At 72.4% G+C, this 13,022-nt stretch carries 16 protein-coding genes; 1 reads left to right on the plus strand and 15 read right to left on the minus strand.

The window, feature by feature from the left end; all coding sequences use genetic code 11:
- Positions 1-244 precede the first annotated feature (244 nt).
- The 15 genes from dprA to ACTT8P_RS14625 all read right to left on the minus strand — a co-directional run bounded on the left by dprA (position 245) and on the right by ACTT8P_RS14625 (position 11,555).
- Positions 245-1,429, minus strand: coding sequence for a DNA-processing protein DprA (gene dprA, locus ACTT8P_RS14555; protein WP_442832045.1), 1,185 nt, complete (start codon positions 1,427-1,429; stop codon positions 245-247).
- On the minus strand, positions 1,426-3,045 hold the full coding sequence (locus ACTT8P_RS14560; RefSeq protein WP_442832046.1) for a YifB family Mg chelatase-like AAA ATPase: 1,620 nt from the start codon (positions 3,043-3,045) through the stop codon (positions 1,426-1,428). The genes dprA and ACTT8P_RS14560 overlap by 4 nt, the downstream gene beginning before the upstream one ends.
- Positions 3,045-3,407 carry a YraN family protein gene (locus tag ACTT8P_RS14565; RefSeq protein ID WP_442832047.1) on the minus strand — a complete coding sequence of 121 codons (363 nt, stop codon included), beginning with the start codon at positions 3,405-3,407 and terminating at the stop codon, positions 3,045-3,047. The genes ACTT8P_RS14560 and ACTT8P_RS14565 overlap by 1 nt, the downstream gene beginning before the upstream one ends.
- Before the next feature lie 105 nt (positions 3,408-3,512).
- Positions 3,513-3,821 carry a DUF2469 domain-containing protein gene (locus tag ACTT8P_RS14570; RefSeq protein WP_003965949.1) on the minus strand — a complete coding sequence of 103 codons (309 nt, stop codon included), beginning with the start codon at positions 3,819-3,821 and terminating at the stop codon, positions 3,513-3,515.
- 56 nt (positions 3,822-3,877) lie between these two features.
- Positions 3,878-4,429 (minus strand): NUDIX hydrolase, encoded by a 552-nt coding sequence (locus tag ACTT8P_RS14575; RefSeq protein ID WP_442832048.1) that lies wholly within the window; start codon positions 4,427-4,429, stop codon positions 3,878-3,880.
- Positions 4,419-5,189 (minus strand): signal peptidase I, encoded by a 771-nt coding sequence (lepB, locus tag ACTT8P_RS14580; RefSeq protein WP_442832049.1) that lies wholly within the window; start codon positions 5,187-5,189, stop codon positions 4,419-4,421. Before lepB (ACTT8P_RS14580) ends, ACTT8P_RS14575 begins: the two co-directional genes overlap by 11 nt.
- An 82-nt stretch (positions 5,190-5,271) precedes the next feature.
- Positions 5,272-6,324, minus strand: a complete 1,053-nt coding sequence (gene lepB / locus ACTT8P_RS14585) for a signal peptidase I (protein ID WP_442832050.1) — start codon at positions 6,322-6,324, stop codon at positions 5,272-5,274.
- Positions 6,212-7,303: a signal peptidase I gene (gene lepB / locus ACTT8P_RS14590; RefSeq protein WP_442832051.1), complete on the minus strand. Its 1,092-nt coding sequence runs from the start codon at positions 7,301-7,303 to the stop codon at positions 6,212-6,214. The genes lepB (ACTT8P_RS14585) and lepB (ACTT8P_RS14590) overlap by 113 nt, the downstream gene beginning before the upstream one ends.
- On the minus strand, positions 7,296-8,012 hold the full coding sequence (lepB, locus tag ACTT8P_RS14595; RefSeq protein ID WP_442832052.1) for a signal peptidase I: 717 nt from the start codon (positions 8,010-8,012) through the stop codon (positions 7,296-7,298). Before lepB (ACTT8P_RS14595) ends, lepB (ACTT8P_RS14590) begins: the two co-directional genes overlap by 8 nt.
- 61 nt (positions 8,013-8,073) lie before the next feature.
- Positions 8,074-8,424, minus strand: coding sequence for a 50S ribosomal protein L19 (rplS, locus tag ACTT8P_RS14600; protein WP_184970369.1), 351 nt, complete (start codon positions 8,422-8,424; stop codon positions 8,074-8,076).
- Between the two features lie 137 nt (positions 8,425-8,561).
- Entirely contained in the window at positions 8,562-9,395 is an 834-nt protein-coding gene (trmD, locus tag ACTT8P_RS14605; protein ID WP_442832053.1) for a tRNA (guanosine(37)-N1)-methyltransferase TrmD, read from the minus strand.
- On the minus strand, positions 9,392-9,943 hold the full coding sequence (rimM, locus tag ACTT8P_RS14610; protein WP_442832054.1) for a ribosome maturation factor RimM: 552 nt from the start codon (positions 9,941-9,943) through the stop codon (positions 9,392-9,394). Before rimM ends, trmD begins: the two co-directional genes overlap by 4 nt.
- Before the next feature lie 155 nt (positions 9,944-10,098).
- A complete protein-coding gene (locus tag ACTT8P_RS14615) occupies positions 10,099-10,338 on the minus strand; it encodes an RNA-binding protein (protein ID WP_031100565.1) in 240 nt (79 codons plus the stop codon).
- Positions 10,339-10,340: 2 nt separating this feature from the next.
- Complete coding sequence (gene rpsP, locus ACTT8P_RS14620; RefSeq protein WP_442832055.1) at positions 10,341-10,760, minus strand: 30S ribosomal protein S16; 420 nt, start codon at positions 10,758-10,760, stop codon at positions 10,341-10,343.
- A gap of 198 nt (positions 10,761-10,958) precedes the next feature.
- Positions 10,959-11,555 carry a hypothetical protein gene (locus tag ACTT8P_RS14625; protein WP_361163194.1) on the minus strand — a complete coding sequence of 199 codons (597 nt, stop codon included), beginning with the start codon at positions 11,553-11,555 and terminating at the stop codon, positions 10,959-10,961.
- 605 nt (positions 11,556-12,160) lie between these two features.
- Here ACTT8P_RS14625 and ACTT8P_RS14630 point away from each other — a divergent pair.
- Entirely contained in the window at positions 12,161-13,021 is an 861-nt protein-coding gene (locus tag ACTT8P_RS14630) for an SAM-dependent methyltransferase (protein ID WP_442832056.1), read from the plus strand.
- The last annotated feature ends 1 nt before the right edge of the window (position 13,022 follow it).

A 13,022-nucleotide genomic window follows, 5' to 3' on the forward strand; every position in this document is an offset into this window, starting at 1 on the left:
GTGGACTGTCGGTCCGCTGTCTGGATGGCGCCTGTCTGCGTGGGGGTCTACAGGGAAGTCTTCGTGAGCGTAGCGTGACTGAGCTGTCGCGGTGCGCGAAGAGAAGACCCCCGACGGTGCGCAGATACGTTCCGCTTGACGCTCTCCCGATACATCGCGATCGCACAGCGTGATCACTCGAATACCTCAACTACGGGAATTCCCAAGGGCGTAGGGGTTCCCCCGGACGGCCGAACACGCTCGGTCAGCACGGGTCGCGAGCGGCTCGGGCGGAGATCATCGCCTGGCGTGTCAACTTCCAGCCGTCGTCGTGTCGTTCGACGTAACCGAGTGCTCGAAGCTCGTACAGTCTCGCGATCGCGTCGTCCTGCGATGTCTGGGCGCGGCGCGCGATCCCGGCGGGCGCCGCGGTCCCGCGGGCCGGGAGCGCCGCCAGTACCTGCCGGGCGCCGGGCTCCAGCAGGTCGGTGGGGAGCACCGGGCCGCGCCGGTCCGGGGCCAGCTCGCCCATGTCACCGACCAGCTCGACGATCTCGGCGGCGTCGGTGACGAGGACGGCGTCGCCGCGCAGCAGTTCGTGGACGCCGGCGGACAGGGCGCTGGTGGCGGGCCCGGGCACCCCTATGGTGTGCCGGCCCAGCCGCCCGGCCGCCCGGGCCGTGACGAGCGAGCCGCTGCGGTGGGCGGCCTCGACGACGACCGTGCCCCGGGTGAGCGCGGCGATCACCCGGTTGCGCAGGATGAATCGGCTCGGTGTCGGATGCTCGCCGGGCGGCAGTTCGCCGGCCACCAGTCCCTGTTCGGCGATCCTTCTGATCAGCTCGGCGTGGCCGCGCGGGTAGGGCCGGTCGACGCCGCAGGCCAGCACGGCGACGGTGGCCCCGCCGGCCCCGAGGGCGCCCCGGTGGGCGGCGCCGTCCACCCCGTAGGCCCCGCCTGACACCACCACCCAGCCGCGCTCGGCGAGGTCGGCGGCGAGGGTGGCCGCCATGTGCGCCCCGTACGCGGTGCAGGCCCGGGCGCCGACCAGGGCGACGGACTTCAGCGCCCACATCCGCAGGCTGGGCCGGCCCCGCACCCACAGTCCCAGCGGCCGGGCGTCCCCGAGGTCGTCGAGCTGCCCCGGCCACTCGGCCTGCCCCGGCGCGACGAACCGCACCCCCGCCGCCCCGGCGGTGTCCAGGTCGCGGTGCGGGTCGGCCTGTTCGGCGCGGGCCCGCAGTCCCGCCCAGCGCCGGTCGGTCACGCCCGGCAGGAGCGGCCGGCCCGTCCGCAGCCGTCGGGCCACCTCCCGGACTCCGTGTTCGCGCACCCACCGCCCGCCGGTCTCGTCGCCGGGTTCGACGACCCGGGTGAGGAAGACCCGGTCGAGCAGTTCCGCACCCCGCTCTTCTCCGGTCGCCCCGTTCCGCTCCTCGGCCGCGCTCACGTCATCGCCCCGATCGTCATGGGCGTACCGCGCGGCACGCCGGTGCGCAGATGCAGGGCCAGGGCCACGTCTCCGGCGTCCGGCCGGTCGTGTCCGACCAGGTCGGCCACGGTCCAGGCGACCCGCAGCACGCGGTCGAGGCCGCGGGCGGTGAGGGCGCCCCGGTCCAGGCTGTGTTCCGCCTCGTCCAGCGCGCCGGGCACGGCGTACCAACGGCGGCGCAGCTCGCGTCCGGGGACTTCGCTGTTGGTGCGCCAGGGGGTGCCGGCGAGGCGGGCCGCGGCCCGTTCCCTGGCCGCGCGCACCCGGTCGGCGACCGTGGCGGTGGACTCGCCCGGGGTGCCGCACGCGGCCAGCCCGGCGCGGGTGACGCGGTCCACCTCGACCCGCAGGTCGACCCGGTCCAGCAGCGGTCCGGACAGCCGGGCCTGGTAGCGGCGGATCACTGGAGACGGGCACTCGCAGAACTGGTCCTTGAGCGAGAAGCGCCCGCAGGGACAGGGGTTGGCGGCGAGCACCATCAGGAACCGGGCGGGGAAGCGCACGACTCCGGCGCTGCGCGCGATGACCACGTGCCCGCTCTCCAGCGGTTGGCGCAGGGCGTCGAGGGCCTGGCCGCTGAACTCCGGGGTCTCGTCCAGGAAGAGGACGCCTCGGTGCGAGAGCGACACCGCGCCGGGCCGGGCGATGCCGCCACCGCCGCCGACGAGGGACTGCATGGTCGCCGAGTGGTGCGGTGCGCAGTAGGGGGCGGTGCCGATCAGCGGCCTGTTCATGGGCAGCAGTCCGGCCACCGAGTGCACCGCCGTCACCTCCAGCGACTCCTGGCGGGTGAGCGGGGGCAGGATCGCGGGCAGCCGCTCGGCGAGCATCGTCTTGCCGGCGCCGGGCGGGCCCTCCAGGAACAGGTGGTGGCCGCCGGCCGCGGCGATCTCCACGGCGGTGCGCGCCGCCGGCTGGCCCACCACGTCGGCGAGGTCGTGGTCCTGGTCGGACGGTCCGGCTCCGTGCATCCCGGTGACCGCGCCGGCGCCCGGCGCCCGCAGTCCGGACAGCAGGGAATCGGGCCGGCCCTGCTGGTCGGGTTCCATGTCCGGTACGGGTTCGTCGGCGAGCACGGCGATCAGCTGGCGCAGGCTGCGCACCCCGAGCACCGAGATGCCGGGCACCAGGGACGCCTCGGCGGCGGCGCTCTCCGGCACCACCACCTGTTCGTACCCGGCGTCCGCGGCGGCCAGCACCGCCGGGAGGATGCCGCGTACCGGCCGGACCCGGCCGTCCAGACCCAGCTCCCCGATCATGACGAGGTCGGCGAGCACCCGGGGGTCGATCCGCTCGGCGGCGCCGAGGACGGCCGCCGCCACCGCGATGTCGAAGCCGCTGCCGCTCTTGGGCACGGAGGCCGGGCTGAGCCCCACGGTGAGTTTCTTCTGCGGCCACTGGACGCCGGAGTTGACCACCGCGGCCCTGACCCGGTCCCGGCTCTCCGTCAGGCTCTTGTCGGGCAGCCCCACCAGGGTGAAGGCCGCGACGCCAGGCTCCAGGTCGGCCTGCACCTCGACCACCACGCCCTCGACTCCGGCCAGGGCCACCGAGCAGGTACGGGCGAACGCCATCACGCCACCCCCCGCGCGTGCTCGACGACGGGTGCGCCGCGGCGTGGCAGCAGCACACCCACCAGGTCGATGCGGACGCCGCCGGGCGGTGCCCCGCCGTGGGACTGGATCCAGCGCTGGGCGAGGTCGCGCAGTCGCTGCGACTTCTCCGGGGTCACCGCGGCCATCGGGTGCTCGAAGGAGCCGGCCCTGCGGGTCTTCACCTCGCAGACGACCAGGACGTCCCCGTCCCGGGCCACGATGTCGATCTCTCCGGTCCGGCCGCAGCGCCAGTTGCGCTCCACGACCTCCATGCCGGCCTCGGCCAGCCTGCGGGCGGCGAGCGTCTCGCCGTACCTGCCCATCGCACTGCGTGCGTTCATGTCGGCACCACCTCCGGTGCCAACGGTCACGCAGGCCGGCCGACCATGTTGATCATGGTGGGTTACTCACCGGTTGTGGACAACTCCGTCACCCTTGCGGGTGAATTAGCCCCCGGGAAGCTCCAGGTCGCTCTTGTTCAGCTCCTCGATGTTCACGTCCTTGAACGTGAGGACCCGGACCTGCTTCACGAAGCGGGCCGGCCGGTACATGTCCCACACCCAGGCATCCGCCATGGACACCTCGAAGAACACCTCACCCTGGACCGAGTGCACCTGCATCTCGTAGTCGTTGGTCAGATAGAAGCGCCGCTCGGTCTCGATCACGTATTTGAACAGACCGACGACGTCTCGATACTCCCGATAGAGCTTCAGCTCCATCTCGGTCTCGTATTTCTCGAGGTCCTCGGCGCTCATGGCATGTTCCCCTTCAGCCGTGCGATCCCACCATTGTGCGCCAGGTCCGTGAGCCGCTAGACGATTTCGGTGTCAAGGGTCACCGGCCCGGCCGGTGGACCCTCGTCGAGCAGCGTGCGCAGCAGCTCGGCGAGTCTGGTCGGATACACCGTCTCATGGGCCCGGGCCAGTTCCCGGCACGTCCACCAGCGTGCTCCGGCCACGCTGCGCCGCTCCAGCTCGGTCAGGGCGGTGGCGGCGGTCGCGGTCTGGGTGGTGCGGGCCAGGTAGTACCACTCGTCCTGGTCCCAGCGGCGGCCGGCGAACGGGAAGGAGCAGCGGCGCCGCCACAGCACCGGTCCGAGGTCGACCTCGGTGATGCCGGTCTCCTCGGTGAGCTCCCGGCGGGCGGCCTGCTCGCGGGTCTCGTCGCCCTCGACACCGCCGCCCGGGGTGAACCACCAGTCGTCGGCGGGATCGTCCGGCTCGTGGCCGTGCAGCAGCAGGATCCGGTCCTCGGGATCGAGGAGCACGACCCGGGCGACCCTGCGCAGGCCTCCGGTGTAGGTGTCCGCAGCGGGCACCGGCAGGTCCGGGCCCTCTCCCACCGGGCCCGTCTCAGCTCGCATCGGCCGGCCCGGTCCGGGCCCGGGAGCGGGCCGCCCACTTGGCCACCGGTCCGTACCCGGCCCCGGCGAGGATCAGCACCACCCCGCCGGTCACCGCCCACAGGACGAGGCGCAGCGGCCCTGGTTCGGACAGGGCGCCGAGTTCGGCGAAGCCGGTCGGGCGGGGCAGCATGCCGTCCAGCGGCCAGACCACGGCGTCCACCCGGGCGTCCACGGCGGAGCGGGCCACGGTGCCGCCGGCCGCGTCGGTCAGGTGGGCGGTGGAGTCCAGCGAGGTGCGGCGTTCGTCGCCGAGCAGGAACAGGCGTCCCTCAGGAACGGTGACACCGGCGAAGTGGCTGCTCTCGGCGGCCGTACCGGCGGGCAGGTACGGCTCGTCGATCTCCTTGCCGTTGACCTCGAGCCGGCCGTCCTGGCAGCAGGAGACGGTGTCGCCGCCGACCGCGACCACCCGCTTGACCATGGGGGCGTTGGCCCAGGCCGCGTCCTTGAAGACGACCACGTCACCGCGGCGCACCTCGCTGCCGTCGACGCGCTGCGCCAGTATCCGGTCGCCGACGCCGATGGTCGGGGTCATCGAGTCGGTGGGCACGGTGTACGGCCGGTAGACCACCGCGCCCCAGACGAACCCGCCGAGGAACAGCACCAGACCCAGCGCGACGGCCAGTGAGGACAGTCGCTGCCCGGTCCGGCTGCCCGCCTGGCCCGTGGTCGTGGCGCCCCCGCGCGGGGCCGTACCTGTCGTGCTCTCGCCACCCATGGATCCGCACCCTACCCGGCGGTACCCGGGGAGGTCAGCCCCGGCAGCCCCCGTGGATCCAACCCCGTGGAGCGCGTGGCCCTCAGCGGGTCCCGCCGGCCTGCACCCGCCGACGCCGCCACAGGACGAACGGCACGGCCCCGGCGAGGGCCAGGCCCTGGGGTGCCACGGACAGCGCACCGGCCGCCGACGACTGGTCGTTCACCGCGCTCTGGTCGAAGGTGTCCGGCACCGGCAGCGTGCTCCAGTGGTTGACCGGCCAGGCGACCACGATGGCGCGGCCGATGACCTCGTCCACCGGGACCATGCCGTTGTTCTTGTCGGACGCGTTGTACCGGGAGTCCCGCGAGTTCTGCCGGTGGTCGCCCATCACCCAGAGGTAGCCCTCGGGCACCTTGACCTTGAACTGGCCGCCCTGGTCGTCGGCGCTGCACGGGGTGTTGCCGGCGTAGACGTACGACGACTCGTCCAGCGCCGTGCCGTTGACCTTGAGCGGGCCGGTGCCCTTGCACTCGACGGTGTCGCCGCCGACGCCGACGACCCGCTTGATGAGGTCCTTCTCCTCCGCGGACGGCATCAGGCCGACCCAGCTGAGGACCGTCTGGAGGGCGTTCGGCTCGGCCACCGGCTCGCCGGCCAGCCAGTCGGCCGGGTCGTGGAAGACGACGACCTCGCCGCGCTCGGGCTCGGAGCCGAACCACGGCGTGAGCTTGTCGACCAGGACCCGGTCACCGATGGTGAGGGTGTTCTGCATCGACGCGGAGGGGATCGAGAAGGCCTGCACCAGGAAGGTCTTGATCACCAGCGCGAGCACCAGCGCGATGACGATCAGGATGGGCAGCTCCTTCCAGAAGGAGCGCTGTTTCCTGGCCGGTTTGGCGGGCGGAGGCGGCGCGCCGCCCGGCCGCCGGCCACCGATCCCGTCCGGGCCGTGCGGACCGGCCGGGCCGTGCGGACCACTCGGGCCCTCTGCCGCCTCCCGACCGGCCGTCACCGCGCCGCCGTCCGGGCCCGCCCCGGCGTCACTCCGGGGGTCCGGGCCGCCGTCCGCCGTCGGGGGGGCCGCATCCACGGGGCGCCCGCGGTCCTCCTCGCCACCGTGTCCGGACCGTGCGCCCACCGCCACATCCCCCACGCCAACTCCTTACTCCGTGCCGCCGCCTGCCCCGCGCACGGTGCAGGCCCACCACTCCCATAACGAGCGGGAGTTCCGCAGGGCTCGGGAGCTGGATCATCTCGTTCGAATCTTCGGGGGCCACACTATGCGACCGGGCGGTGGCGGCGGTCGTTCCGGCGCCCGCGTCGGCCACGGAGGCGAAGGTCGCCGGCTCCTTCAGGGTGCTCCAGTGCCCGAACGGCCAGGCGATCACCCTGGCCCGGCCGACCACCTCGTCCAGGGAGACCGTGCCGAAGTCGGTGTCCTGGTGGTAGCGGGAGTCGGCGGAGTTGGCCCGGTGGTCGCCCATCACCCACAGCCGCCCCTTGGGGACGGTCACGTCGAACCGGGTGTCGGAGGGGGTGTTGCCGGGATAAAGGTAGTCGTCCTCCTCCAGGGGCACGCCGTTGACCGTGATCCGGCCCTGGGTGTCGCAGCACTTGACCCGGTCGCCGCCGACCCCGACGACCCGTTTGATCAGGTCCTTCTCGTCGTCGGACGGCAGCAGGCCGATGAAGACCAGGGCCTCCTTGACCTGCTTGACGACGACGGGGTCGTCCTTCGTGCTGGTCTGCTCGTCCTGGAGCCAGCCGCCGGGGTCGCGGAAGACCACCACGTCGCCGCGCTCGGGCTCGGAGCCGAACCAGGGGGTCAGCTTGTCCACCAGCACCCGGTCGCCGATCCGGATGGTCTGCTCCATCGAGCCCGACGGGATCACGAAGGCCTGCACCAGGAACGTCTTCAGGACCAGCGCTATCACCACGGCGACCCCGACCAGGAGCGGTATCTCCTTGACGGCGCCGCGCCGGCGGCGCCGCTTGACCTTGCGCTGGAGCTTGCGCCGCTCGGCCCGGCTGCGGCCGCCGCCGGACCGGCCGGCCGGTCGCCGTGAGCCGGTCGGCAGCAGGTTCTCCGCGGGGCTGCTGGGCGCCCCGCGGGGTTTGCCGCGGCTACCCATCCGCGTCCTCGCCGTCGGGTACCCGCGCGTACGCACCGGGCCGGTCGAAGCCGGTGAGATGGCCGAAGGGCCAGACGATCCAGTCGGCGCGGCCGATCACGTCGTCCACCGGGACCATGCCGCCGCCGGGCGAGCCGAGGTGGTCGCGGGAGTCGCTGGAGTCGGCGCGGTGGTCGCCGAGGACGAAGAGGGTGCCGTCCGGCACCTCGACGTCGAAGCGGACCGTGGAGGGGCTGTTCCCGGGGTACAGGAAGGCCGACTCGTCGACCGACCGGCCGTTCACCTGGACCCTCCCCTCCTCGTCGCAGCAGACCACGTGGTCCCCGCCCACGCCCACGACCCGTTTGATGTAGTCACCGGCGCCGAAGGTCCCGGTGCCGTCGAACACCACGATGTCGCCCCGCTGCGGCCCGGCACCGAAACGGTACGCCAACTTGTTTACGAGAACGCGGTCGCCGATCCTCAATCCGCGCTCCATGGAACCGCTGGGAATCCGGAACGGCTGGAGCACGAAGACGGAGAGCAGCAGCAGGAACACCAGGCAGACCAGCAGGGTCAGGGTGATCCGGCCGCCGGGGACCCAGCCGGCGACGGTGGCCGGATACGCGGAACGCGACCGTCCCTCCCGGGCCGCCGCGTCCGGGGGATGCCCGGGTTCGCAGGGATGGGAGGAGCGGTCGCGCTCCGTCGGCTGTGCTTCGGTGTCCATCGGAGCCAGATGTTATCCGGCTCCGGTAGGGGCCCGGTCAGGCAAGGCCCCGTCAGCGCGGTCAGTTGTCGCGCTTCTCCTTGATCTTCGCGGCCTTGCCGCGCAGCTCGCGCAGGTAGTACAGCTTGGCGCGACGGACGTCACCGCGGGTGACGAGCTCGATCTTCTCGACGATCGGGGTGTGCACCGGGAAGGTGCGCTCGACGCCGACCGAGAAGGAGACCTTGCGGACCGTGAAGGTCTCGCGCACGCCGGAACCCTGGCGGCGGATCACGACGCCCTTGAACTGCTGCACACGCGAGCGGTTGCCCTCGATGACGCGGACGTGCACGTTGACCGTGTCGCCCGGACGGAAGGCCGGGATGTCGGTGCGCAGCGACGCGGCGTCGACGGTGTCGAGCAGGTGGGACATTTCGTCTGCTTTCCTCGCTGATGCCACAGGTCATCAGCGGAAACTAGGTGTTTCGATGAGTGAGTGCCGTGCGAGCCGGGCGGGCGTCGTCTCCCCCTGTGGCAGGGGCGCACGCCGGTCGAGCGCACAACAGCCGCCTATTCTTCCACGTCGGGCGCCTTGCGCCAAAATCGGCCGTACGGCTCCCCCGCCGGGTCCGGTTCCCAGCCCAGGATGGAGAGCATCTCCCGGTCCTTCTTGTCGAAGCCCTCGGGGTCCGCGCCCTCGATCAGATCGGGCCGGTGGGCGGTGGTGCGCTTCAGCGCCTCGTCCCGGCGCCAGCGGGCGATCTTCCCGTGGTGGCCGCTGACCAGCACGTCCGGGATCTCCCGGCCGCGCCAGTGCGGGGGCTTGGTGTAGACGGGGCCCTCCAGGAGGTGGGCCATCGCGCCGGGCGCGAAGGAGTCGTCCTGGTGCGACTCGGCGTTCCCCAGCACCCCGGGCAGCAGCCGGGCCACCGCCTCGGTGACGACCAGGACGGCCGCCTCGCCGCCGGCCAGCACGTAGTCGCCGATGGACACCTCGTAGACGTCCATCCGGGTCGCGTACTCGTCGATGACGCGGCGGTCGATGCCCTCGTAGCGGGCGGGGGTGAAGACCAGCCAGGGGCGCTCGGAGAGGTGGACGGCGAGTTCCTGGGTGAAGGGCCGGCCGCTGGGCGTGGGCACGATCAGGGCGGGCGCGCGGGAGCCGGCCTCGTAGCCGTCGGCGAGCACGGTGTCCAGGGCGTCGCCCCAGGGCCCGGTCTTCATCACCATGCCGGGGCCGCCGCCGTAGGGGGTGTCGTCGACGGTGTTGTGCCGGTCGTAGGTCCAGGAACGCAGGTCGTGCACATGGACGTCGAGCTGCCCGCGCGCGCGTGCCTTGCCGACCAGGGAGACGTTCAGCGGTTCCAGGTACTCGGGGAAGATCGTGACGACGTCCAGCCTCATGCGTCGGCGTCCTCGTCCCGCGCGGAGGCGATCTCGGCCCGGTCGTCGATCAGGCCGGGCGGCGGATCGATGACGGCCCGCTGCTGCTCCAGGTCGATCTCGGTGACGATCTCGGAGACGAACGGCACGTACACCTCGCTGCCGTCCGGCCGCTCCACCACGAACAGGTCCTGGGTCGGCAGGTGGGAGATCTCGGTGATCCGGCCGACCTCGGTGCCGTCGGCGAGCACCACGTCCAGGTCCATCAGCTGGTGGTCGTAGTACTCGTCCTCCTCCTCGGGCAGCTCGTCGGGGTCGACCTCGGCGATCAGCAGGGTGTTGCGCAGCGCCTCGGCGCCGGTGCGGTCGGTGACGCCCTCGAAGCGCAGCAGGAGCCGGCCGCTGTGCACCCGGCCGGTGGCGATGGTGAGCGGCCCGGTGGCGGCGGGGTCGGTGGCCAGCACGGCGCCGGGCGCGAGCCGCAGCTCCGGTTCGTCGGTGCGGACCTCCACGGTGACCTCGCCCTTGATGCCGTGGGCGCGGCCGATGCGAGCGACTACCAGCTGCACGGTGCTTGATCTCCTGATGTCGGTTGTCGGCTACGACTGATGACGGACGGCACTGACGCCGGACGGCACCGGCACCGGTGCCGGACACGACTGCGGGCCGAGGACGGCCGCTGAGCGGCCTTCCCCGGCCCGAGCCGGTGCTGCGTTGCGCGACGTCAGCGGACGTGGTCCACGTCGACGAGGTCGACGCGGATGCCGCGGCCGCCGATGGCGCCCACGACGGTGCGCAGGGCGCGTGCGGTGCGGCCGTTGCGGCCGATCACCTTGCCGAGGTCGTCGGGGTGCACCCGGACCTCGAGCACCCGTCCGCGGCGCAGGTCGCGCGAGGCGACCTGCACATCGTCAGGGTTGTCGACGATGCCCTTCACGAGGTGCTCGAGAGCCTCCTCGAGCATGCTCAGGCCTCGGACGAGGCGGACTCGGCGGGGGCCTCGTCCTTCTTGTCGGCCTTCTTCTTCTGGGTGATGGCCTCACCCTTGCCGTCGTCCTCGCCACCGAACGCCTCGAAGGTCGGACGGGCCGGCTTCTCGGCGGCCACCAGCAGCGGAGCCGGGGCGGGCTCGCCCTTGAACTTCTGCCAGTCGCCGGTCTTCTTGAGGATGGCGAGCACGGGCTCGGTCGGCTGGGCGCCGACACCGAGCCAGTACGCCACGCGCTCGGCGTCGACCTCCATCACCGACGGGTTGTACGTCGGGTGGTACTTGCCGATCTCCTCGATGGCCCGGCCGTCACGGCGGGTACGGGAGTCGGCGACGACGATGCGGTAGTGAGGCGAACGGATCTTGCCCAGACGCTTCAGCTTGATCTTGACTGCCACGGGAGTGGGTTCTCCTGGAATTGACGTGAGTTGGGCACGGCGGAGTTGCCGCGTGGGGTTGCGGTACCCGAGTGCCCGACGGACGCGTCAGCCGGAGGAGAGAGGGGTCCTGTGCGGCTGTCGAGTACAGCTAGCCATTGTGCCACACCCGGCGGGGCGCTTCCGGCCACGGGGGACGGCCGGAAGCACCCGGCGCGCTCAGCCCGCCGCGGCGCCCACCACCTCCGGGATCCGGAACGGCTTGCCGCAGCCGCCGCAGACGATCGGGGCCTGGGCGAGAACGGACGGGACGACCCGTACGTTGCGCCCGCAGTCGCAGACCGCCTTGACCCGCACACCGCCCCCGGAGGAGCCGTGCCGGGCGGCCGGGCCGCGGAAGGTGCGGACGGAGTCGGTCGCGGTCGCCGCCGTGTGCGCCTTCAGTGCGCGCTGGAGGCGCTCGATCGTCGGGCGGTAGCGGCGCTTGGCGTCGGGAGTGAGCGTGACCAGGGAGAAACCGCTGCTCGGGTGCGGCTCCTCCGGATGGTCCAGGCCCAGCTCCTCGGCGATCGCGAGGAATCTGCGGTTGTGGTAACGGCCGGCACGGGATGTGTCGCGGACGCCGCGCGCGGCGGCGACGCCGTGGACTGCCTCATGGAGCAGTCGTTCGAAGGAGAGCTCGTGCCCGCAGGCGGACGACGACTCTCCGATCAGGGACTCGGGCGCGGCAAGATCGGGCAGCTCGGGGTGGTGCCGCTGAATATCGGCCCACGCCTGCGCCAGCTCTGCGGCGAGAACAGGTGGTGTCGTGCTCACGTAATGGCAACGAGCCGGGGTGCCCCTGTGTTCCTATTCCGGGGCATCCCAAATAATTTGCTCGTACCCGTCAGTATCCGTTGATGCGTTACGACGACGACGGGTGCGCTGATCTGCGGAGAAGCCTCACAGCTCATACCAAGGTGGTGCGTAGCCCACCGTACGCACCGGCGGGTAGGCCAGGTCCAGACGCCGGGGTGCGTGGGGTGTGCGCGGGCGCAAGAGACCTTTCGGCCGCCCTCGCGCCGGAAGGACGTGCCTCAGTATGCCCGCGCGATGACGGCCAAGTTACCTGGTGCGTCACCGGCGTTCGGCACCGCCCCCGTCGGCCGGCCGGACACCGTACGCCGCACGGCCGCCGGTCGCCGCCCGCGGACCTTGACCGGAATCGTCCCGTCGACCCGACGCGGTGCCCTGCGGTTACCGGAATGTGAAATCTCGCCATGTTCCCGGGGATCGGGCCAAACCGGGGCCCTCTACCACTGGACGCCACGGCGAGCCCGGAGTTTCCTGGCATACGGGGGGAGCGCGAGCGCGACTCACGGGGGCCTGTATGCGGAGCGATTCGGCACAGCGGCAACTCTCGGCGATTGGGGCGCTTACCTATGACACCTACGCTCGTGCGGCAGAACCTGCCTCACGCGGGTCCCAAACCCCGCGTGGACCTGCGAGCACGCGCGCGTGACTGGTCCGAGATCCAGGAGCGGATGCTCGTACCGCTCTACGAGGCCGTCTACGAGCGGCTGGCCGTGGGGTCCGGCACCCGGCTCCTCGGCCTGGGCTGCGGCTCCGGACTGGCCCTGCTGATGGCCGCCTCCCGGGGCGCGGCGGTCACCGGGGTGGACGCCGGCCGGGCCGAGCGGCTGGCCCTCGCGCGCGACCGGCTGCTGCCACGGGCGTGGGAGCCGCCGGCCCCCGGCGACGCCCACCTCCTGGTCGACGGCTCGCCCCGGGACGTGCGGCACGCGCGCGTACCGGCGTTCGGCCTGGTCACGGCGTTCGAACCGATCGGCTGCCTCGCGGGCGACGCGGAGGGCCTGGTCGAGCTGCTCGCGGAGGCCACCCCGCTCGCCGAGCGCGGGGCGTCGGTGGTGCTGGCCGGCTGGGGGCCGCCGGAGCGCTGCGCCACCTCGTCCGTGCTGCGGGTCGCCACCAAGCTCGCGGAACCGCTGCGCAGCCCGGGCGTCTGGCGGCCCGCGCTCCGGGACGACCTGGAGGAGGTCGCCCAGCGGGCCGGGCTGGTCCCGGACGGCTCGGGCCGGGTGGCCTGCCCCTTCGGGTACGCCGACGCGGACAGCGCGCTGCGCGGCCTGCTGTCGACCGGCCTGTTCGACGCGGCGATCGGCGCGACCGACCAGGCGCAGGTGGACAAGGAGGTCAAGGAGGCGCTCCATCCGCACCAGCGGGCGGACGGCACGGTGTGGATGCCGAACGTCTTCAGGTACCTGATCGCCCGCACGCCCTGAG

The sequence above is a fragment of the Streptomyces sp. JW3 genome, from assembly GCF_052216785.1.
Taxonomy (GTDB): domain Bacteria; phylum Actinomycetota; class Actinomycetes; order Streptomycetales; family Streptomycetaceae; genus Streptomyces.

Excerpts from the sequence above, each read along its gene's own strand:
- trmD (WP_442832053.1), bottom strand. The coding sequence starts at position 9,395 with ATGAGGCTGGACGTCGTCACGATCTTCCCCGAGTACCTGGAACCGCTG.
- rplS (WP_184970369.1), bottom strand. The coding sequence starts at position 8,424 with ATGTCCCACCTGCTCGACACCGTCGACGCCGCGTCGCTGCGCACCGAC.
- ACTT8P_RS14565 (WP_442832047.1), bottom strand. The coding sequence starts at position 3,407 with ATGAACGCACGCAGTGCGATGGGCAGGTACGGCGAGACGCTCGCCGCC.
- lepB (WP_442832052.1), bottom strand. The coding sequence starts at position 8,012 with ATGGACACCGAAGCACAGCCGACGGAGCGCGACCGCTCCTCCCATCCC.
- ACTT8P_RS14560 (WP_442832046.1), bottom strand. The coding sequence starts at position 3,045 with ATGGCGTTCGCCCGTACCTGCTCGGTGGCCCTGGCCGGAGTCGAGGGC.
- lepB (WP_442832051.1), bottom strand. The coding sequence starts at position 7,303 with ATGGGTAGCCGCGGCAAACCCCGCGGGGCGCCCAGCAGCCCCGCGGAG.
- ACTT8P_RS14570 (WP_003965949.1), bottom strand. The coding sequence starts at position 3,821 with ATGAGCGCCGAGGACCTCGAGAAATACGAGACCGAGATGGAGCTGAAG.
- ACTT8P_RS14630 (WP_442832056.1), top strand. The coding sequence starts at position 12,161 with ATGACACCTACGCTCGTGCGGCAGAACCTGCCTCACGCGGGTCCCAAA.
- lepB (WP_442832049.1), bottom strand. The coding sequence starts at position 5,189 with ATGGGTGGCGAGAGCACGACAGGTACGGCCCCGCGCGGGGGCGCCACG.
- ACTT8P_RS14575 (WP_442832048.1), bottom strand. The coding sequence starts at position 4,429 with ATGCGAGCTGAGACGGGCCCGGTGGGAGAGGGCCCGGACCTGCCGGTG.
- ACTT8P_RS14615 (WP_031100565.1), bottom strand. The coding sequence starts at position 10,338 with ATGCTCGAGGAGGCTCTCGAGCACCTCGTGAAGGGCATCGTCGACAAC.